20 protein-coding genes are annotated in these 18691 nt (G+C 71.8%); 14 read left to right on the top strand and 6 right to left on the bottom strand.

Features of this window, described 5'->3' with window-relative positions; all coding sequences use genetic code 11:
• Positions 1 to 147 precede the first annotated feature (147 nt).
• Positions 148 to 2733: a M48 family metalloprotease gene (locus Aau02nite_RS12485; protein ID WP_212988539.1), complete on the top strand. Its 2586-nt coding sequence runs from the start codon at positions 148 to 150 to the stop codon at positions 2731 to 2733.
• On the opposite strand, the gene Aau02nite_RS12480 is transcribed toward Aau02nite_RS12485, so the two are convergent.
• Together Aau02nite_RS12480 and Aau02nite_RS12475 are read right to left on the bottom strand one after the other, a co-directional pair.
• Positions 2726 to 3430 carry a hypothetical protein gene (locus tag Aau02nite_RS12480; protein WP_212988538.1) on the bottom strand — a complete coding sequence of 235 codons (705 nt, stop codon included), beginning with the start codon at positions 3428 to 3430 and terminating at the stop codon, positions 2726 to 2728. The genes Aau02nite_RS12485 and Aau02nite_RS12480 overlap by 8 nt on opposite strands.
• Before the next feature lie 224 nt (positions 3431 to 3654).
• Positions 3655 to 4128 (bottom strand): MarR family winged helix-turn-helix transcriptional regulator, encoded by a 474-nt coding sequence (locus tag Aau02nite_RS12475; RefSeq protein WP_212988537.1) that lies wholly within the window; start codon positions 4126 to 4128, stop codon positions 3655 to 3657.
• Positions 4129 to 4199: 71 nt separating this feature from the next.
• On the opposite strand from Aau02nite_RS12475, the gene Aau02nite_RS12470 reads away from it, so the two are divergent.
• The 5 genes from Aau02nite_RS12470 (at position 4200) to Aau02nite_RS12450 (ending at position 8487) form a co-directional block, all read left to right on the top strand.
• Positions 4200 to 5231, top strand: coding sequence for an LLM class flavin-dependent oxidoreductase (locus tag Aau02nite_RS12470; RefSeq protein WP_212988536.1), 1032 nt, complete (start codon positions 4200 to 4202; stop codon positions 5229 to 5231).
• A gap of 3 nt (positions 5232 to 5234) precedes the next feature.
• Complete coding sequence (locus Aau02nite_RS12465; RefSeq protein ID WP_212988535.1) at positions 5235 to 5915, top strand: NADPH-dependent F420 reductase; 681 nt, start codon at positions 5235 to 5237, stop codon at positions 5913 to 5915.
• Between the two features lie 99 nt (positions 5916 to 6014).
• The gene (locus tag Aau02nite_RS12460; protein ID WP_212988534.1) at positions 6015 to 6593 is read left to right on the top strand and encodes a TetR/AcrR family transcriptional regulator; all 579 of its coding nucleotides are present in this window, start codon (positions 6015 to 6017) and stop codon (positions 6591 to 6593) included.
• A gap of 116 nt (positions 6594 to 6709) precedes the next feature.
• A complete protein-coding gene (locus Aau02nite_RS12455; RefSeq protein WP_212988533.1) occupies positions 6710 to 7621 on the top strand; it encodes an alpha/beta hydrolase family protein in 912 nt (303 codons plus the stop codon).
• A 14-nt stretch (positions 7622 to 7635) separates the two neighbouring features.
• The gene (locus Aau02nite_RS12450; protein WP_246595082.1) at positions 7636 to 8487 is read left to right on the top strand and encodes an LLM class flavin-dependent oxidoreductase; all 852 of its coding nucleotides are present in this window, start codon (positions 7636 to 7638) and stop codon (positions 8485 to 8487) included.
• On the opposite strand, the gene Aau02nite_RS12445 is transcribed toward Aau02nite_RS12450, so the two are convergent.
• The 3 genes from Aau02nite_RS12445 to Aau02nite_RS12435 are packed head-to-tail and all read right to left on the bottom strand — an operon-like array spanning position 8476 to position 9951.
• On the bottom strand, positions 8476 to 8976 hold the full coding sequence (locus tag Aau02nite_RS12445) for a GNAT family N-acetyltransferase (RefSeq protein ID WP_212988531.1): 501 nt from the start codon (positions 8974 to 8976) through the stop codon (positions 8476 to 8478). The two genes, Aau02nite_RS12450 and Aau02nite_RS12445, sit on opposite strands and share 12 nt — an antisense overlap.
• Entirely contained in the window at positions 8973 to 9143 is a 171-nt protein-coding gene (locus tag Aau02nite_RS12440) for a hypothetical protein (protein ID WP_212988530.1), read from the bottom strand. The genes Aau02nite_RS12445 and Aau02nite_RS12440 overlap by 4 nt, the downstream gene beginning before the upstream one ends.
• Before the next feature lie 52 nt (positions 9144 to 9195).
• On the bottom strand, positions 9196 to 9951 hold the full coding sequence (locus tag Aau02nite_RS12435) for an SDR family NAD(P)-dependent oxidoreductase (protein ID WP_212988529.1): 756 nt from the start codon (positions 9949 to 9951) through the stop codon (positions 9196 to 9198).
• Between the two features lie 139 nt (positions 9952 to 10090).
• Here Aau02nite_RS12435 and Aau02nite_RS12430 point away from each other — a divergent pair, with 139 nt between their 5' ends.
• The 5 genes from Aau02nite_RS12430 to Aau02nite_RS12410 all read left to right on the top strand — a co-directional run bounded on the left by Aau02nite_RS12430 (position 10091) and on the right by Aau02nite_RS12410 (position 13179).
• Positions 10091 to 10909 (top strand): helix-turn-helix domain-containing protein, encoded by an 819-nt coding sequence (locus tag Aau02nite_RS12430; RefSeq protein ID WP_212988528.1) that lies wholly within the window; start codon positions 10091 to 10093, stop codon positions 10907 to 10909.
• Between the two features lie 60 nt (positions 10910 to 10969).
• Positions 10970 to 11656 (top strand): GntR family transcriptional regulator, encoded by a 687-nt coding sequence (locus Aau02nite_RS12425; RefSeq protein ID WP_212988527.1) that lies wholly within the window; start codon positions 10970 to 10972, stop codon positions 11654 to 11656.
• Between the two features lie 381 nt (positions 11657 to 12037).
• Entirely contained in the window at positions 12038 to 12460 is a 423-nt protein-coding gene (locus Aau02nite_RS12420; protein ID WP_212988526.1) for an Hsp20/alpha crystallin family protein, read from the top strand.
• Between the two features lie 101 nt (positions 12461 to 12561).
• Complete coding sequence (locus Aau02nite_RS12415) at positions 12562 to 12921, top strand: Hsp20/alpha crystallin family protein (RefSeq protein ID WP_212988525.1); 360 nt, start codon at positions 12562 to 12564, stop codon at positions 12919 to 12921.
• 39 nt (positions 12922 to 12960) lie between these two features.
• Complete coding sequence (locus tag Aau02nite_RS12410; RefSeq protein ID WP_212988524.1) at positions 12961 to 13179, top strand: hypothetical protein; 219 nt, start codon at positions 12961 to 12963, stop codon at positions 13177 to 13179.
• Here the strand turns inward: Aau02nite_RS12410 and Aau02nite_RS12405 are convergent.
• Positions 13176 to 14741, bottom strand: a complete 1566-nt coding sequence (locus tag Aau02nite_RS12405) for a sigma-70 family RNA polymerase sigma factor (protein ID WP_212988523.1) — start codon at positions 14739 to 14741, stop codon at positions 13176 to 13178. The genes Aau02nite_RS12410 and Aau02nite_RS12405 overlap by 4 nt on opposite strands.
• Before the next feature lie 285 nt (positions 14742 to 15026).
• Here Aau02nite_RS12405 and Aau02nite_RS12400 point away from each other — a divergent pair, with 285 nt between their 5' ends.
• The 3 genes from Aau02nite_RS12400 (at position 15027) to Aau02nite_RS12390 (ending at position 18687) form a co-directional block, all read left to right on the top strand.
• Positions 15027 to 16196 (top strand): carbohydrate binding domain-containing protein, encoded by a 1170-nt coding sequence (locus Aau02nite_RS12400; protein ID WP_438841125.1) that lies wholly within the window; start codon positions 15027 to 15029, stop codon positions 16194 to 16196.
• 95 nt (positions 16197 to 16291) lie between these two features.
• Positions 16292 to 18082, top strand: coding sequence for a family 43 glycosylhydrolase (locus Aau02nite_RS12395; RefSeq protein WP_438841126.1), 1791 nt, complete (start codon positions 16292 to 16294; stop codon positions 18080 to 18082).
• A gap of 53 nt (positions 18083 to 18135) precedes the next feature.
• Positions 18136 to 18687, top strand: a complete 552-nt coding sequence (locus tag Aau02nite_RS12390; RefSeq protein ID WP_212988520.1) for a PadR family transcriptional regulator — start codon at positions 18136 to 18138, stop codon at positions 18685 to 18687.
• Positions 18688 to 18691: the final 4 nt, after the last annotated feature.

Below are 18691 nucleotides of genomic sequence, written 5' to 3'. Positions count from 1 at the left end.
CCTCCGCTGCCTCGGCGGCATCGATCGTCGCACGGGGAACGCTCGATCGAGGGACACCGCACCGGTTCTGACCGAAGGGCTGAATCGTTCCGAGCGGTCTCCCCCGGAGACTGCAAGACGCCTCGCCCCGCGTCGAAGGACGGACTCATGACTGCGAGCCGGCTCGAACCGCTCGCCCTGCCACCCGCCACGACCGGGCGGTTCCTGCTGCTCATGGCGACCGGGGTCGCGGCGTCGGTCCAGGTCTACGGGTGGTTGGTGGCCCGGCTGGCCACCGTCAGCGAAGCGCCCGCCCAATGTGTCCGCGCGGCCCGCACGATCACCGGCGCCGTCCGGCCCGACGACCTCATCGACTGGTACGCGGGGTGCGAGGTCTGGGCGAGCGTCCGCGAGGCGCGCTTCGTGGGGTTGATGATCGCCGTTTTCGTCGCGGTCACGCTGGTCATCTACCTCGCCATGCCCGTGTGGGCGCGGCGCAGCCTGGTCCCGTTGCAGCGGTACGCCGGCGACCCCGTCCTCGGCGCCACCGTCGCGAGGATCGAGCCGCTCGTCGGTCCCCGCATCCGTGTCTACGTGGCCGTCGCCGCGGGCCGCGGAGTCGACCGCGCGTTCGGGCGGATCGGCCGGTACGCGATCGTGCTCAACAGCAGTCGCCTGTCCGAAGCCGCCCGCGATCCGGATGATCCCGGGTTGCTCAGCGTGCTGCGCCACGAACTGGCGCATCTGCGCAACCGGGACATCGACCTCACCTACCTCACCGTCGCCGTGTGGTGGGGCTTTCTGGGTGCGGTCGTTGCGCTTCCCCTGGCATACGTGGCTTTCACAGCGCCGGCGGCACTGGCCGGCCTGTCCTGGCGGCTCGGCGTCCTGCTCTTCCTGTTCTGGCTGCAGCGCGCCTCGGTGCTGCGGGTCCGGGAGCTCTATGCCGACGTCGGCTCGGGCGGCGGGGAGGATCTGGTGCGGACACTCCGCGCGTCGCCGGGCCGGTACGCGGGATCACGGGTTCGCGGCTGGTTCCGCCTGCACCCGTACACGAAGGTCCGGATCGAGGTGCTGCACGGCACCGACCGGCTGTTCGAGCTTGCGCCGGGTGTCGCGGCCGCCGTAGGGGCACTCATCGGCCTGGGCTTCCCGCCGGCCCGTTACCTGGCCGGGCTGCTGTTGCCGGACTGGACCTACCTGCCCGGCTGGATCTGTGGCCTGACCTTCGGTTCGTTCGCGGCCGCCGTCCTGGCCGGCGCTGTCTGGCGGGCCGCGCTGTGGGCCGCCGCCGCGCCCGGACGGACGGTGCGCATGCTGCCGTCCGCCCTGGCCTTCACGACGGCCCTGACGGGCGGGCTGTTGCTCACGCCCGATCTGCCGGAGACCACGTCGTTCTGGCGGGTGGCCCGGGAATCGCCGCACATCGCCGTCGTGGTGAGCCTGACTCTGCTGGCGCTGGTCTGGATCTTCCTGCGCTGGACGCTGTTCTGCGCGGCCAGCCACCTGCCGGTCGCGGCCCGCCCGCGACGGGCCTACCGCTTCGGGGTGCTTCAGGCCGCACTCGTGTTCGGCGTCTGGCTGTCGGTCTGGTTCCACGTCGGCGAACTGGTGCCGAGCGTCGGTTTCAGCGCGACAGCCCTGCTGGTCGTGCACATCTCAGTCCTGTTCGACCCGCTGCTCGCGGTGTCGATGCTGTGGGTGTTCTGGTATCCGCTGGCCACCTGGCGCGCTCGTGACCGGGTCTCCGTCTGGCGCGATCCCGCCGACGACACTCCTGTTCCGGGCGTACGCACGCCCCTCGGCCTGGTCCACGTGGCCGCGGCGGGCATCCTGGCCGCGTACGGGATCGTGCTGTTCGTCTTCCGGCACCAGCTCCGCATCGCGCTGGAGGAGCGGCTGGACGACCTCACCCCGTCCGTGTCCGAACTGCTGCCGATGTTCCTGCTCGTGGTGCTGCCCGCGCTCATCACGACCGCCGCCGGGCTGTTCGGCCTGGGGCTGGTGACCGGGGGCCGGAGCGGGTTGGAACGTGCGGTGACCGCGGCCGGCGCGACGGCCCTGCCCGTCTCGACCGGCGTCGTGGTGCTGTCGCTGCTCGCCGTCAGCCTCGCCTCACCGCGGGCCCGGGATCTGCTGGAGCTGCTGGTCGGGTTGTCGCTGGGCGGCGGCTCCGCCGACATCGACCGGCCCGCCCGAGCGGCGCTGGGCCTGATGGTCCTGCTGACGTTCGGCCTGCTGCTGGTGGTCGGCCTGCCCTCGGCCGCCCTGGGGAGCCTGGTCCGCTCGCTGCGACCGGCAGCCCGGTCACGCCGCGGCCCGGCCCGACCCGGCTGGTCCGCGGTCGTCCTGCTGCTGCCGATACTGCTGCTCGGCGGCACGGTCGCCGGGTCCAGCGCGTCCGAGTGGCGGGTGCCGGACACCCTCGCCGTTCCCGAGTCGATCGACATCGGACAGGTGGAGCAGGTCCTCGCCGAGCCGTGGCCGATCGACCTCCCCCTCTCCGACGCGTGCACCAGCATGATCGGAGGCGCCGCGTCGTCCCTGGACACGATGAGCACGGCCACCGCCAGTGGTGGCTTCGACATCGTGCTCACCCGGGCGGCCGCCGGCGCCCGCTCAGCCGCCGACCCGACGCTGCGCTCGATGGGCGAGGGCGCCGTCGAGGCCCTCCGCCGCGAGCAACTGCTCCGCGCCCGGCGGGGTGTGACCGCCGCCCTGCGTTACTGCGCCACCGCCTTGACCCTCACCTGAGTTCGGCCCGGGCCTTCGTGACGGCCGCCTCGACCATCTTCTCGGTGACGGTGACGTCCGGTGAGGTCATCTGCATCAGGCTGAGCAGGACGACGAGGTTGCCGGCCCGGGCGGTGACCAGGTGGGCGTACAGAGCGGCGCCGGCTCCGGGCACGGTGGCCGTCAGGCGGTAGGCCACAGTGTCGTCGCCGACCTTGGCCACGGTCAGGTCGTCGATCGTGACCTGCATCTTGATGCCCCCGGCCATCTCGCCGTCGAACTGGTGACAGTTCTTCTTTACCGTGCGCAGCCGGTCCATCAGCGCGGCGGCCTGCGCGGTCTGGGTGACGGTGATCGTCTCCACCACGAACGGACCGACGGCGCCGCCCTGATAAACCTGGTGGGCGCTCACCGCGCTGGCGTCGCTCGAGGCCTCGGCGCAGTCGAGCAGGCTCGTGTTCATGCCGTTGGCCGGGTTGTTGCCGGCCAACGCCGGGTTGGTCGAGTAGCCGGCACCCAGTTCCGCCGGCGTCAGCAGAGCAGCGGTCACGGCACTCTTGCCCGGCGGCTTCATGCTCGCCGGTCCGGAGGAGGGAGCGGACGCCGACGCGTCGGTGGTCGGTCCCGCGGCCGTCGGCCCGGGCAGCGGCGGCGGGTCGGTGCAGGCGGTGGCGGTGGCGGTCAGACCGACCACCAGGAACAGCGTCACAATCCTCAACGCAGCGCGCAAAATACCCTCCAGGTGCCGAAGCTATGCCAAGGGTGCCAACGACCCAGCCGGACTGCATCGGACGTGTGTCCACAGCGGTGTGGCGGCCTGCTGCTGTCCGGCGCCGACCGGTCACGCTCACGGCACGCCGTGGACGATGACGGTACGGGCGTGACGGCACCCGGCGACGCACAAAATCGGCGCATGGTGGACGGCTGACCGGACCGGCGCCGTCACTCTCGATGGCCGAGGCGCACCAGGTGCTCGCGCAGGGCGGCGGCGATGCCAGCCGCGGCTTCGATCTGGGCGGGGGTGAGCGCGTCGACGAACAGCTCCCGGACGGCGCGCAGGTGGGGTGCGGTGGCTTCGCGGAAGGCCGTCCGGCCGGCCGGGGCCAGGACGATCTGGGCGCCGCGGCTGTCGGTGGCCGCCTTCTCCCGCCTGATCAACTGCCGGCGCTCCATCCGGCCCAGGTGGTGCGACAGCCGGCTGCGTTCCCAGCCGACCTGGGCGGCCAGCTCGGACGATCGCATCCGGCCGTGCTCGGTCTCGCTCAGGGCCAGCAGTACGGCGTAGTCGCCCGGCGACAGCCCGGTGTCGCTCTGCAGCCGGCCGGCGAGCACCGTACGCAGCACCTCGGTGGTCTCGATGAAGTCCCGCCACGCCCGCAGCTCGGCGCGATCGGGCAGTTGACGCGTCCGCGGCATAAGTCGGCGCCCTCCTGTGTTTGATGTGTCAATCATACTGACTGACATGTCAATTACTGGAGGACAGCACCATGAGTGAGCTCGTGCTCGGTCTCGACACCTTCGGCGACGTGCCGGTGGACGACGCCGGCGTACCCGTCTCCCACGCCGTCGCGATCCGGCAGGTCATCGACGAGGCCGTGCTGGCCGACCAGCTCGGCGTCGACGTGATCGCCCTCGGCGAGCACCACCGCCCGGAGTACTCGATCTCCACCCCGGAGACCGTGCTGGCCGGGATCGCCGCGCGCACCTCGCGGATCAAGCTCGCCTCGGGCGTCACCGTGCTCAGCTCCGACGATCCGGTCCGGGTGTTCCAGCGGTTCGCCACGGTCGACGCCATCTCGCAGGGCCGGGCCCAGGCGATCCTGGGCCGCGGGTCGTTCACCGAGTCGTTCCCGTTGTTCGGCTACGACCTGAGCGACTACGACGTGCTGTTCGAGGAGAAGCTCGAGCTGTTCGTCAAGCTGCTCGACGAGGAGCCGGTGACCTGGAGCGGCACCACCCGGGCGGCGCTGGAGAACGCCGACGTGTTCCCCAAGACGGAGTCCGGCCGCCTCGACACCTGGGTCGGCGTCGGTGGCTCCCCGCAGTCGGTGGTCCGCACCGCGCGCCACGGACTGCCGCTCATGCTGGCCGTCATCGGTGGCTCCCCGGCCCGCTTCGCGCCCTACCTGGACCTCTACCGCCGCGCCACCGAGCAGCTGGGCACGGTCGCGCACCCGGTGGGGATGCACTCCCCCGGGTTCGTGGGGGACACCGACGAGCAGGCCAAGGAGTTGTTCTACCCGGCGTACAAGGTCATCCGGGACCGGATCGGCGCCCTGCGCGGCTGGCCGCCGCTGCGCCGCTCCGAGTTCGACGACGAGGTCGCGCACGGCTCGCTGTACCTCGGCTCGCCGGAGACGGTGGCCCGCAAGATCGCCGGCGCGATAAGCACGCTGGGCGTTGGCCGCTTCGACCTGATCTACACCGCGGGTGCCCAGCCGATCAGTGCCCGCACGCGCGCCGTCGAGCTGTTCGGCGCGAAGGTGGCTCCCCTGGTCCGCGAGATTCTGGAGGGTTGAGACGTGACCACCATCGGCATTCTCGGCGCCGGCAAGGTCGGTACCGTGCTGGCCCGGCTGGCCCTGGCCGCCGGCCACCGGGTGCTCATCGCCGGCTCCGGTGACCCGGCCCGGATCGCGCTGATCGTCGAGGTCATCACGCCCGGCGCGATCGCCGTGACCGCGGCCGAGGCGGCCGCGGGCGCCGACATCGTCGTGCTGGCGCTGCCGCTCGGCAAGCACCGCGACGTGCCCGTGGACGCGCTGGGCGGCAAGCTGGTCGTCGACGCGATGAACTACTGGTGGGAGGTCGACGGGATCCGGGACGACCTGACCGACCCGCGTACCTCCTCCAGTGAGATCGTGCGGGAATTCCTGCCGGAGTCGCGGATCGTGAAGGCCTTCAACCACATGGGCTACCACGATCTCGAGAGCGGTGCCCGGCCGGCGGGCACGGCCGGGCGCAAGGCCATCGCGATCGCCGGGGACGACCCCGCCGACCTCGCCGCGGTCGAGGCTCTGGTCGACGCCCTCGGCTTCGACCCGGTCGTCGCCGGGCCGCTGGCCGAAGGCGTCCGGATGGAGCCCGGCACCGAGCTGTTCGGGGCCAACGCCGACGCCACCGAGGTACGGGCGATGCTCGACCGCTTCCCCGCCTCGGACCGCGGCCGGCTCGTCGCCGCGGCCCGTACCACCGGAGCGTGACGGTGTGCGCGGGCGGCCGGCTCCGGCAGCCCGCGCGGTGACGTAAGGTCGCAGAAGCGGAACGCTCTTCCAGAAGAGCCCGGAGCTAGGTGAGGCGTCGTGGGCGAGAACGGTGGCCGGCGCGTACGGGTCGACGCGCAGCGCAACATCGACGCGTTGCTCGACGCCGCCAAGGTGGTCTTCAGCACCTCCGGGGTGGACGCCCCGGTGCGCGAGATCGCCGCCAAGGCCGGGGTCGGGGTCGGCACCTTCTACCGGCACTTTCCCCTGCGCTCCGACCTGGTCACGGCCGTGTTCCGCCGCGAGGTCGACGCCTGCGCCGACGCCGCCCCCGCGCTGGCGGCCGAGTACGAGCCCGGCGAGGCCCTGAGCCGCTGGATCTACCGGTTCACCGACTTCATCGCCACCAAGCGTGGCCTGGCCGCGGCCCTGCACTCGGGCGATCCGGCCTTCAACGTCCTGCCGGACTACTTCCTGCAAAGGCTCGGCCCCGCCCTCGGCGGGCTGCTGGACGCCGCCACGGCGGCGGGCGCGGTGCGGGCGGAGGTCAGCCCGCAGGATCTGCTCTACGCCGTGAGCAATCTGTGCATTTCCGGCGAGGACGGCGGCAACCACGGCCGGCGCATGGTCGCGCTGCTGATCGACGGCCTCAAGTACGGCGCGATGAAAACCTCCTGACCTGCGGTACAACCCGTGCCCTCGATCACACCGCTTGCTAAACGGGACACTCCTCCATATTGTCGGTAACGGAACAACGTTCCGCTTCTGCTCTCAGCCGTCGAGGAGTCACCGCCATGTCCACCATCAGCACCCCCGTCGTCTCCCTGCGCCCGGTTGTCCTCCCGGCCCCCGGCCGCGGTGAGGATCTGCAGGTGCGCGTGTCCGCCCCGGCCACCGGCGACGCGCTGCCGATCATCGTCTTCTCCCACGGCTTCGGCTCGTCGATGACCGAGTACGAGCCGCTGGCCGGTTACTGGGCCGCCCACGGGTTCGTGGTGATCCAGCCGACGCACCTCGACTCGACGACCCTGGCCGTCACCCCGGACGACCCGCGCTACCCGGACATCTGGCGCATCCGGATCGCCGACCTCCGGCGGGTCCTCGACCAGCTCGACCACATCGAGCGGTCCGTGCCGGGCCTCGCCGGGCGGCTCGACCGCAGCCGGATCGCCGTGGCCGGTCACTCCTGGGGCGGGCAGACGGCGAGCACGCTGCTGGGCGCGCGGGTGCTGGACGCCGGCGGCGTGCCGGGCGAGGACCTGAGCGATCCGCGCATCAAGGCGGGCGTCCTGCTCGCCACCACGGGTACGGGCGGAGCCGACCTCTCGCCGTTCGCCGCGGAGCACTTCCCGTTCATGAGCCCGGATTTCGCCGCCATGACGAAGCCGGCACTGATCGTCGCGGGCGACAAGGACCAGTCCGCGCTGTCCGTACGGGGGCCGGACTGGTTCGTCGACCCGTACCTGCTCAGCCCGGGACCCAAGAGCCTGCTCACCCTGTTCGGGGCCGAGCACTCGCTCGGCGGCATCCTCGGCCGGGCCGTGACGTCCACGACGGACGAGAGCCCCGAACGGGTAGCCCTGATCCAGCAGCTCACCTGGGCGTACCTGCGCAGCGCGCTCTACCCCGCCGACCCGAGCTGGGCCGAGGCGAGCGCCGAGCTGACGACCGGCACGCACCCGCTGGGCCGGATCGAGGCGAAGTGACCAGCTTCGGCATCATGACAGCCCCGCAGCAGGTCGGCTACGGCGACATCCTGCGGGTCTGGCAGGAGGCGGACGCGATCCCGGAGATCGCCCACGCCTGGCTGTTCGACCACCTGATGCCGATCGGCGGCGACCCGGCCGGACCGGCCTTCGAGGGCTGGACCCTGCTGTCGGTCCTGGCCGCGCTGACCACCCGGCTGCACCTGGGCCTGCTGGTGACCAGCAACCGCTTCCGGCCGCCGGCGGTGCTGGCCAAGATGGCCACGACCGTGGACATCGTCTCGGGCGGGCGGCTCACCCTCGGCATCGGCGTGGGCTCCCGGCCGGGCCACCCGCTCGCCCGGCGCGAGTACGAGGCCCACGGCCTGCCCTTCCACGACACCGCGCACGCGGTGGGCAGCCTCGCCGAGTCCTGCACGGTGATCCGGCGGCTGTGGACCGGGACCGAGCCGTTCGACTTCCCCGGCGAGTACGTGCGGCTGACCGGCGCGTACGGCAACCCGAAGCCGGTCCAGCGCCCGCACCCGCCGATTCTCATCGGCGGCCGGTCCTCGGCGACGCTCCGGGTGGTCGCCGAGCACGCCGATGTCTGGAACATCCCCGGCGGCGACCTCAACGACGTGATCGCCCGCAGCGCGCTGCTCGACCGGTACTGCGCCGACATCGGCCGCGATCCCGCCTCGATCACCCGCTCGATCCACCTGCCGGTCAGCTACGACGAGCCGGCGAGCACCCGTACCGCGATCGACGAAGCCGTCGCCGCCGGCTTCGGGCACATCGTGCTCGGGCTCCCGGCGCCCTACCCGCCGGGCGTCGCCCGATGGGTCACCACCGAGCTGATTCAGCGGCGGAGCTCAGCGGACTGAAGCCGGAACAGGGTGGCCTCGGCACCGTAGAAGACGCCGTCGCGTTCGGGCCGCATACCGAGCTTCTCCAGCACGTGCCGCGAAGCGCGTTCTCATGCCGCACGACCGCAACGATGGAGGACACCCGCACCGGTCGAAGCCGTACGCCAGGCCGGCGCGGGCGGCCTCGGTGGCGTACCCCTGCCCCCAGGCCGTACGGCCGAGGTAGTAGCCGACCTCGACCTCGTCGCCACCCTCCAGCCGCTGCAGACCACAGTGGCCGATGATCTGGCCGGTGGCGGCGACCTCGGCGATCCACATGCCGAAGCCGTCCCGCTGCCACTCCTCAAGGCGATCGGCCCGGGCGCGCAGACTCGCGGCGAGCGGCCGGCGCTCATGGGCCCAGGTCACGGCGGGATCATCATCGACCGCAGCCCGATGCGGGACGAGATCCTCGGCCCGGAACTGCCGCAACCGCAACCGCGCGGTACTGATCTCAGGACCACTCATACGCGTCCCGGCAACAGCACCGTCTCGGGCAACGCCCACATCGAGGACCCGGCCTGGGTCCACAGCGGCGCGACGGTGACCGGCAACGCGGTGGTGAAGAACAACGTGCTGGTGCAGGGCGGTTTCCAGGCCGAGGTGACCGTGACGGCCGGCCCGGCCGCGATCACCGGCTGGCAGGTGGGTCAGGCCGTCGCCGCCCGGCCCCGATGCCGTCACCCGTCAGGCGCCGCCGGTCACCGAGATCACCTGGCCGGTGATGCCGGTGTTGGCGGCCGAGCCCAGATACACCACCGGGGCGGCGACCTCGGCCGCGTCCAGCAACCGCCCGAGGGGTGCCAGCGCGCTGTAGTGGTGCCCGTACTCGTCGGCCAGCGCGGTGTTGGTGTCCGTACGGGTCAGGCCGGGCATGACCACGTTGGTCAGGATGTCGCCGTCGCGGCCCAGCGAGAAGGCCGCCGAGCGGCTGAAGCCGTGCAGTGCCGCCTTGGCGGCCGCGTAATACTCCGCGCCCGCCATGCCGTCCACGGCGATGTTCGACGAGATGTGCACCAGCCGACCCCAGCGGCGTTCGCGCAGGACCGGTGCGACTGCGCGGGTCAGCCGCAAGCCGCCCTCGAGGTTGTGCCGCAGCGTGTCGATCCAGTCGGCCTCGGCGACGTCCTCGAACGGGCGGTCCGCGGGTCCGCCGGTGCTGCCCCAGTGCACCGCGTTGTTGACCAGCACGTCGATCCGGCCGGTCCAGCCCAGCACCGCTTCGACCAGTTCGCCGGCGGCGCCGGGATCCTCCATCGCGTACGGGATCAGCAGGGCCCGGTCGCCGATCTCCTTGGCCACCCGCTCGGCGTCGGACCGGTTGGTGCGGTAGGTGAGCACCACGTCGGCGTGCTCGGCGGCGAAGCCGAGGGCGAGCCGGCGCCCGATGCCGCCGGAGGCCCCGGTCACGATCACGGTACGGCCGGTCAGTCCCAGGTCCATGTCGACTCCTCGCAGGTGTGCAGCCGCCTCGTGCGGCACCGACCACGCTGGCCGGTTCCGCGCCGCCGAGGGAGACCGGGCGAAGGCTGGCCCTCGCAGGGCCACGATCGGCGGCTGCGCCGGAGGTACGCTGCACCCGGTGAGCGACAATGCGTTGAGTTCCTTCCTGCGTGGTCGCCGCGAGGCTGTCACGCCGGCCGAGGTCGGGTTGCCGTCCGGAGGCCGCCGCCGCACGCCCGGCCTGCGCCGCGCTGAGCTCGCCACCATCGCCGGCGTCAGCGTCGAATACCTCACCCGGCTCGAGCAGGGACGCGACCGCCACCCGTCGCCGCAGATCCTCGGCGCGCTCGCCGAGGCGCTGCGGCTGTCCGGGCCGGAGCGCATCCACCTGGTCATGCTGGCCAAGACCAGCGGCGGCTCGGGGCTGCCCTGCGGAGCCGTCGAGCCCCCGGCCCGCGTGGTGCGCCCGACAGTCCGGGCACTGCTCGACCGGCTCGAACCGGCGCCGGCGTACGTGGCCAACCGGCTGGGCGACGTGCTCGCCTGCACCACCGGCTACGAGCTGCTCGCCGAGCCGGTGGGCCTGCTGGACGGCGACCCGCCGAACCTGCTCCGGTTCGTGTTCACCGACCCGCGGGCCCGTACGGCGTACCCGCAGTGGGAACGCGTCGCGAGCGAGCGGGTGGCGAGCCTGCCCGTCGCCACCCGGCAGGCCGACCCCCACCTGGCCGCGCTCGTGGACGAGCTGACCGTGACCGGCGGGGCGACGTTCGCGGAGCTGGTGAAGGCGGCGCACCCCCCACAGCCGACCGGGGTCGAACGGCTGGCCCATCCCGGCGTCGGCGAGCTCCGGCTCGCGTACGAGACGCTGGAGCTGGCCGACGCGGACGACCAGCGGCTGGTCGTCCTCCTGCCGGCGGACGAGGCCACCTCGGCCGCGCTGGCCCGCCTCGCCTGAGCAGCACGGCTAAGATCGGCACCGTCCGATCCGGAACAGAGTCGACCCGATGGAGGCTGGATGACGCCGGCCCGACCGGCGCCCCCGGTCCACGCCACGCTCGCCGACGCGGCCACCGCGCGGCTCCACGAGGCGATCCTCGTCGGGGAGCTCGCGGGCGGTGCCGCCCTGCGCCTCACCGACCTGGCGACCAGCATGGGCATGAGCATGATGCCGGTGCGCGAGGCGATCCGCCGGCTGGAGGCGCTCGGCCTGGTCGAGGTGATCCCGCACCGGGGCGCCTGGGTGCGCGAGCTGAGCATCGAGGACGCCCACGACACCCACGACATGCGGATGCTGCTGGAGGTCACCGCGATCGAACGGGCGGCAGCGCGGTTCACCGACCAGGACGCCGAGCGGGCCCGGGCCTTCCTGCAGCGGAACATCCAGGCGCTGGAGCTCGGCGACCAGGCCGCGGCCCGGCAGGCCCACACCGACTACCACTTCGCGATGTACGCCGCGGCCCGGTCACGCTGGCTGCTGCGCGCGCTGGAGCCGGTCTGGCAGAACGGCGAGAGGTACCGCTTCGCGGGCACCCGCTCCCCCGGCGCCCGGGCGCAGATCATGCGGGAACACGAGGCGATCCTCGCGGCCTGCGTGGCGCACGACCCGGCTGCCGCGGCGACCGCGCTGCGCGGGCACATCGACAACGCCCACGCCCGGGTCATTGAGAAGATGACCCCCGGCGACGGCGATCGCCCGGCGTGAAGGGCGCTCAGCTCACCGCGAGATAGATCAGGGCGCCGATCGCGACGACGAACACCACGAGCAGCCCGCCGACGAGCACCATCTCACGCCCGGCGCCCCGATCCTCGTCCTCTGTCATCCCGCCGCCTCCACGAAGATTTGATATTTGATAAGACGACCGATCATAGAGCGGGACATCGACAGGAACGACGGCACCGTCCCCTTTCGGGTGATGACCACGCACCGGAGCCGGACGCTGACGGGGAGCTTGCTCAGCGGCGGTGGCCCTTGACAGGCGGGTGACCGCGTTGTAAATCAGAAGTAAGTTGAGTCGTAGGGACTCAACCCCGGGAGCAGTCCCGGACCGGGAGCTTTGGTGAAGGAGCACCAAGGAGGACGACCATGCTCATGCGTACCGACCCCTTCCGCGACATCGACCGCATGTTCGAGCAGATCACCGGGACCGCGAGCCGGCCCGGCGTCATGCACGTCGACGCCGAACGCGACGGTGACTGGTTCCACGTCTATTTCGACCTCCCCGGCGTCGACCCCGAGTCGATCGACCTCACCGTGGAACGCAACGTCCTGTCGGTCAAGGCCGAACGCCGGCGTCAGAACAAGGACGGTGTGGAAAGCGTCATCGCCGAACGGCCGATGGGCGTGTTCAGCCGCCAGCTGTTCCTCGGCGACACCCTCGACACCGACAACCTGCAGGCCACGTACGACAACGGCGTGCTGGCCCTGCGCATCCCGGTGTCCGAGCAGGCCAAGCCCCGCAAGATCAGCGTCGGGGCCGGTCCCGGCCGCAAGCAGATCAAGGGCTGACCTCACCACTGACCTCGTTCCTGGTCACCTCCGAAGCGGCCCGGCGCTCCCGCCCGGAGCGCCGGGCCGTGACCCACGTCCCGCAGCGATGGGAGGACACGATGAGCCTGTCTGTGCTTCGACCCGCCCTCTTCGGCAACGACACGACCGAAACCGACGACGCCTACCTCGTCGACATCGAGGTGCCCGGGGTGCGCCGCAGAGACCTCACCGTCGAGGTCACCGGCGGGGAACTGCGCGTCAGCGGCGAGATCGTGGAGAAGGAGAAGATCGGCTGGCTGCGGCACCGCACCCGCCGCACCGGCCGGTTCGCCTACCGCAGGAGCCTGCCCGCCGGTATCGACACCGAGCACATCAGCGCCGACCTGACCGACGGCGTCCTGACCGTACGCGTACCCAAGACCGAGGCCGCCCGCCGGCGCCGTATCACCGTTCAGGCCGCCCACTCGCCGGCGCGCTGATCGACCCCCACCGGTTCCGCGCACTCCACCCTGTAGGCAATGGTGGCGGCGGCCATCACGGCGACGATGGGCAGGCGCCGGCGTAGGTCCGCAGCCGGGAGGGCCGCCCGGCCCGCCGGCCCGGTCGCCCGCGCGGGGCCGGTGCAACTGCGCCGGCGGCGGGCGCACCGCGCGATGCGGCACCCGAGCGTCCGGCGCACCACCCGTCTCCTGCCCGCCACCACCCAGCAGACGACCGGCGGCGACACCCGCACCTAACGCGCGAGCGGGGGCCGGACCCGGAACGAGGCGTCGGCCCGGAACGCCGGGCTGCCGTCGGACTGGTCCACCCAGATCTGGCCCTCGCGGTGGCGGACGAACCAGCCGGGGTAGTTCGAGGACTCCAGCGTCACCGAATCCGGGGCCGTCCCGGGGCGCGGGCAGAAGGTGGCGTCCCCGCGGAACAGTTCGGTCCCCTGATTGGGGCTCAGTTGCACCCGCCACGAGGCGTGGCGCAGGTAGCGGCCGTCGGAGTACCGGAACGAGAAGCAATTGATGTCCGCGAGCCCTTCGATCGCGGAGAACGTGGTCCGGGCCCGGGTGGCGCCGTCGGCGCCCGCGCCGGCCGGGACGAGGACACCGAGGCCGTCCTCGGTCGCGACGTATCGGCCGGCGGAGTTCCGCGACTCGAACGACAGCGGACCGAGATTCACCGTGGCGGTGCTGGTCACGCTCGGCCGGGCGGTCGTCGGTGTGGCCGGCACCGGTACGGCCGTTGTCGGCGCGGCGGTGGACCCACCCGGCGTGGCTGTGGTCCGGACCGGTCCCGCGATGACCCGTGGCGATGGTGGAGGCGCGGGCGGCGGCACGAGCTGCACCGTCGTGACGGTCGCACCGGCTGCCAGCGTTCCGGCGGCGACCGTGGAGAGGACCGGGTGCAGGGTGGCCGTCTGGATCAGCTGGCTGAGCACCCCGGCCTTGGCTCCGGCGGTGCCCGTCAGCGCCGCCGGTGCGACCGTGCCGATCGCGGCGCCGTCGAGCGCGAACTTGCCGAGCAGGGGCAGGCCGATGCCGGCGGGGACCGGCAACAGGGTGAACATCGGCAGCAGCCGGTCGGTGAGGACCAGGCCCTCGGCGGCGCGGCTGCAGTACGGGCAGGTCCGGACGTGGCGCGACAGCCGCTTGCGCCACAGTGGACTCGGCCGGCCGTCCCAGCCCTCGGCCACCGCGGCGAGGTTCGGGCAGCGCGGACGCATGTCCAGTGCGGCGACCAGGGCGCGGCTCGCTTCGAGCTGGGTGCGCATGCGTTGCACGCGGACGCCGGCGTGGGCGACGCTCAGGCCCAGGGCGGACGCGAGGTCGGCGCGGGACAGCTGATCCGCGACCTCCAGCCACCACAACGACAGCAGGGCCCGCTCGTCCGGGCCGAGCCAATGGCTCGCCCGCTCGACCTGCCGGCGCTGCCGCGACAGATCAGCCCGCAGCACCGAGACGTCCTCGGACGGGCTGTGCGCGTCGGGGATCCCGGCGGCCTCCTCGATGCCGGTGGTCCGCGCGGCGTTGCGGTCGCGGCGACGCAGGTGCGTGCCGACCTGCCTGATCGCGATCGCGGCCAGCCAGGCCCGGAACGTGGTCGGGGTCCGGAGTTTCGGCAGCTGCCGCAGCGCCCGCAGCATCACGTCCTGGACGATGTCGTCGACATCCGGGTGGGCGCCGAGACCGCGGCGCACAACCGTGTAGACCAGCGGGAGGTAGGTGGCGGCGAGCTCTTCCAGCGCCCTGCGGTCACCGGCCTGCGCGGCGGTGACGAGGGCGGCTTCGTCGGTGCGTGTGCTTCGCATCTCCCCCTCACTGTCGTCCGGGCAACGCATCGTACGCCGATGACCGTGTGCCCGACGTCGCCGCCCTTTCCCCTTTTCGCATTCTCACGAAGTTCTCCAAAAAAGCGTTATGACGGCCGCACTCAGAGAGTCGCACACCATTCTTCACCCTTTCTCTGTCCTTAAAAGTGTTATGAGAAGGATTTCGCTGTGCCCGGCAAAACGACCCTTGAGTGGCCGGAAACAATCTGGCAACATTGGCGGATCTGAATGTATGTTAACGCTCACATCGCCGGAGGAGTTCACGTGCAGGTCCTACGTCATGCCGGTCTTCAAGCCCTGCGGGTCCTGGTGATGCTGGCCCTGGTCGTCGCCGGCGCGACGATCACGGGCCCGGCCGCGCACGCCGAGTCCAACGGCGGCGTGCGCGTGATGCCGCTGGGCGACTCGATCACCGAGGGCACCCAGGTGCCGGGCGGCTACCGCATCGGCCTGTGGCAGCGCCTGGCCGCCGCCGGCTACCGCAACGATTTCGTCGGTTCGCAGTTCAACGGGCCGGGCGCTCTCGGCGACCACGATCACGAGGGCCACCCCGGCTGGCGCATCGACCAGATCGACGCCTCGGTCACCGGCTGGCTGAACACCACCCGGCCGCGCACCGTCCTGCTGCACATCGGCACCAACGACATCCTGCAGAACTACAACGTGTCCGGCGCACCGGCCCGGCTGTCCACCCTCATCGACCGCATCACCGCGGCCGCCCCGGAGGCCGACGTCTTCGTGGCCACGATCATCCCGCTGGCGTCGGCCGGCCAGGCGGCAGCCGCGCGCACCTTCAACGCCGCGGTCCCCGGCATCGTGCAGAGCAAGGTCAACGCCGGCCGGCGGGTCCACCTCGTCAACATGCACGCCGCGCTGAGCACCGCGGACCTCATCGACGGTGTCCACCCCACCGCCGGCGGTTACGACAAGATGGCCGCCACCTGGTACGCCGCCCTGCGCGCGGTGCCCGGCAGCATCGGCAACCCCGGCGGCGGCAACCTGCTCGCCAACGGCGACATGGAGAACGGCACCGCGGACTGGACCCCGTTCGGCAGCGCGACCCTGTCGTCGGTCACCGGCACGGCCCACGGCGGCTCCCGGTCCCTGCTGGTCGCCGGGCGCACCGCGGCCTGGAACGGCCCCGGCCAGGCCGTGGCCGCGAAACTGACCAACGGCAGGAGCTATACCACCGCGGTCTGGGCCCGGACCCAGAGCGGTACGGCGACCGTCAAGACCACTCTGGCCCTCACCGCGAACGGCACCACGAGCTACCTGCGGCTGACGCCGGACGCCGCGGTCACCGCCACCGGCTGGACGCTGCTGACCGGGACCGCAACCGCGTCCTGGGCCGGCACCCTCTCCGCCGCCACCCTCTACGTCGAGACCACGTCCGGGACGACGCCGTTGCTGATCGACGACGCCTCGCTGCAGTGACCCGGCCGACGCTTTCCTTTAGGAGTGCCGTGAGACCCCCTTCCGCACACCCCGCAACCGGCCGGCCGCGGCGCGGCATCGCCTGGGTCACCGCCCTGCTGTGCGCCTTGGCGCTGGTGCCCGCGGTCGCCGGGCCGGCCCGGGCCGACAACCCGATCGTGCAGACCGTCTACACCGCCGATCCGGCCCCGCTGGTCCACAACGGCCGGGTGTACCTCTACACCGGACACGACGAGGACGCCTCGACCTGGTTCACCATGCGCGACTGGCGGGCCTACTCCTCGGCGGACATGGTGAACTGGACCGACCACGGGTCCCCGATGAGCCTGGCCACCTTCAGCTGGGCCAGCAAGGACGCGTGGGCCGGTCAGGTCACCCACCGCAACGGCAAGTTCTACTGGTACGTCCCCGTCGTCAACCGGGCCACCGGCCGGATGGCCATCGGGGTCGGCGTGTCGAACAGCCCCACCGGCCCCTTCACCGACGCCCTCGGCCGGCCGCTGGTGGAGAACGGCGAGATCGACCCGTCGGTCTTCATCGACGACGACGGGCAGGCTTATCTGTACTGGGGAAACCCGAACCTCTGGTACGTGCGGCTGAACGCCGACATGATCTCGTACTCCGGCGGCCCGACCCAGATCCCGCTGACCACCGCCGGCTTCGGCGCCCGCCCCGGCAACGTCGCGAACCGGCCCACCCTGTACGAGGAGGGCCCCTGGGTCTACAAGCGCAACGGGCTGTACTACAACGTCTTCGCCGCGCAATGCTGCTCCGAGTTCATCGGCTACTCGACCGCACCCGGGCCGACCGGGCCGTGGACCTACCGCGGCACCGTCATGCCGGCCCAGGGCAGCAGCTTCACCAACCACGCCGGCATCGTCGACTTCAACGGCAACTCGTACTTCTTCTACCACAACGGCGCGTTGCCGGGCGGCGGCGGTTTCACCCGTTCGGTCGCCGTGGAACGGTTCACCTACCGGGCCGACGGCACGATCCCGACGATGTCCATGACGACGGCCGGTCCGCCGCAGATCGCCCCCGTGGATCCGTTCGTGCGTCAGGAGGCGGAGACCATCGCCTGGGCGTCCGGGGTCGAGACCGAACCGTCCAGCGAGGGCGGGATGAACGTCGCCAACATCGAGAACCGCGACCACATCAAGGTGAAGGGCGTGGCCTTCGGCAGTGGCGCCACCTCGTTCACCGCCCGGGTGGCCTCCGCCACCAGCGGCGGCCGCATCGAGGTGCGGCTGGGCAGCCCCACCGGCACCCTGGCCGGGACCTGCACCGCCCCGGGCACCGGCGGCTGGCAGAGCTGGACCACGGTTTCCTGCGGGGTAAGCGGGGCGACCGGCACGCAGGACCTCTACCTGGTCTTCACCGGGGGCAGCGGCTTCCTGTTCAACGTGAACTGGTGGCAGTTCACCTCAACCTCCACCGGCGGCGGCGGGAACGTGCTCACCAATCCGGGCCTGGAGGACGGCACGACCGGTTGGCAGCCGCGCGGCAGCGGCACGCTCGCGGCCGGCACCGGCGTGGTGCGCAGCGGCACCCGGGCGCTCACCGTCACCGGCCGCACCGGGGCGTGGAACGGTCCGGGCCAGGACGTGACCTCCCGGCTGACCAACGGCAAGGCGTACACCACCGAGGTGTGGGTGCGGTCGACGAGCGGCACACCGAGCGCGAAGGCGACGCTGGCGCTGACGGCCAACGGGACCACGAGCTACGTCCAGCTGACCCCGGCCGCCACGGTGAACACGGGCGGCTGGACCCTGCTGTCCGGCACGGCGAACGTGTCCTGGACCGGAACGTTGTCGCAGGCCACCTTCTTCGTCGAGACCATGGCGGGCACCGACGGCTTCACCATCGACGACGCTTCGTTCCGGTAAACCCCGCAGCAGCATCTTGCTATGCACTTAGTTGCATAGCAAGATGCTCTGTCATGGCCCTCGAACACGCGATCCTGGTGTCCCTGCTGGAGCAGCCGGGCTCCGGATACGAGCTGGCCCGGCGCTTCGAACGGTCCATCGGCCGGTTCTGGACCGCCACCCACCAGCAGATCTACCGCGTCCTCAAGCGGATGGAGGCCGACGGCTGGGTCACCGCGGAGGAGATCGGGCAGGGCGGACGGCCGGACAAGCGGTGCTACTCCGTGGCCGCGTCAGGCCGGGTCGTCCTCGCCTCGTGGCTGCGCGATCCCGTGCAGCCCGAGGCGGTCCGGCACGAGCTGGCCGTCAAGATCCGCGGCGCCGCCTTCACCGACGCCGACGGGCGGGCGACCCTGATCGCCGAGGTCGAGCGCTACCGCGTCACCCACGAGGCCACCCTGCAGCGCTACCTGACCGGTGAGCGCCGGGACTTCCCCGATACCGCGACCCTCGACGCCGGCCGGCGGCTGCAGCACACGGTGCTGCGCGGCGGCATCGCGTACGAGCGGATGGTGCTCGACTGGCTCGACGACGTCCTCGACACCCTGCGTGGCCTGGACCGCTGATCCC

The organism is Actinoplanes auranticolor (assembly GCF_018332655.1).
Taxonomy (GTDB): Bacteria; Actinomycetota; Actinomycetes; order Mycobacteriales; family Micromonosporaceae; genus Actinoplanes; species Actinoplanes auranticolor.
The sequence above is the reverse complement of the archived record's forward strand: the minus strand, read 5'-3'. Positions and strand labels throughout refer to the sequence as shown.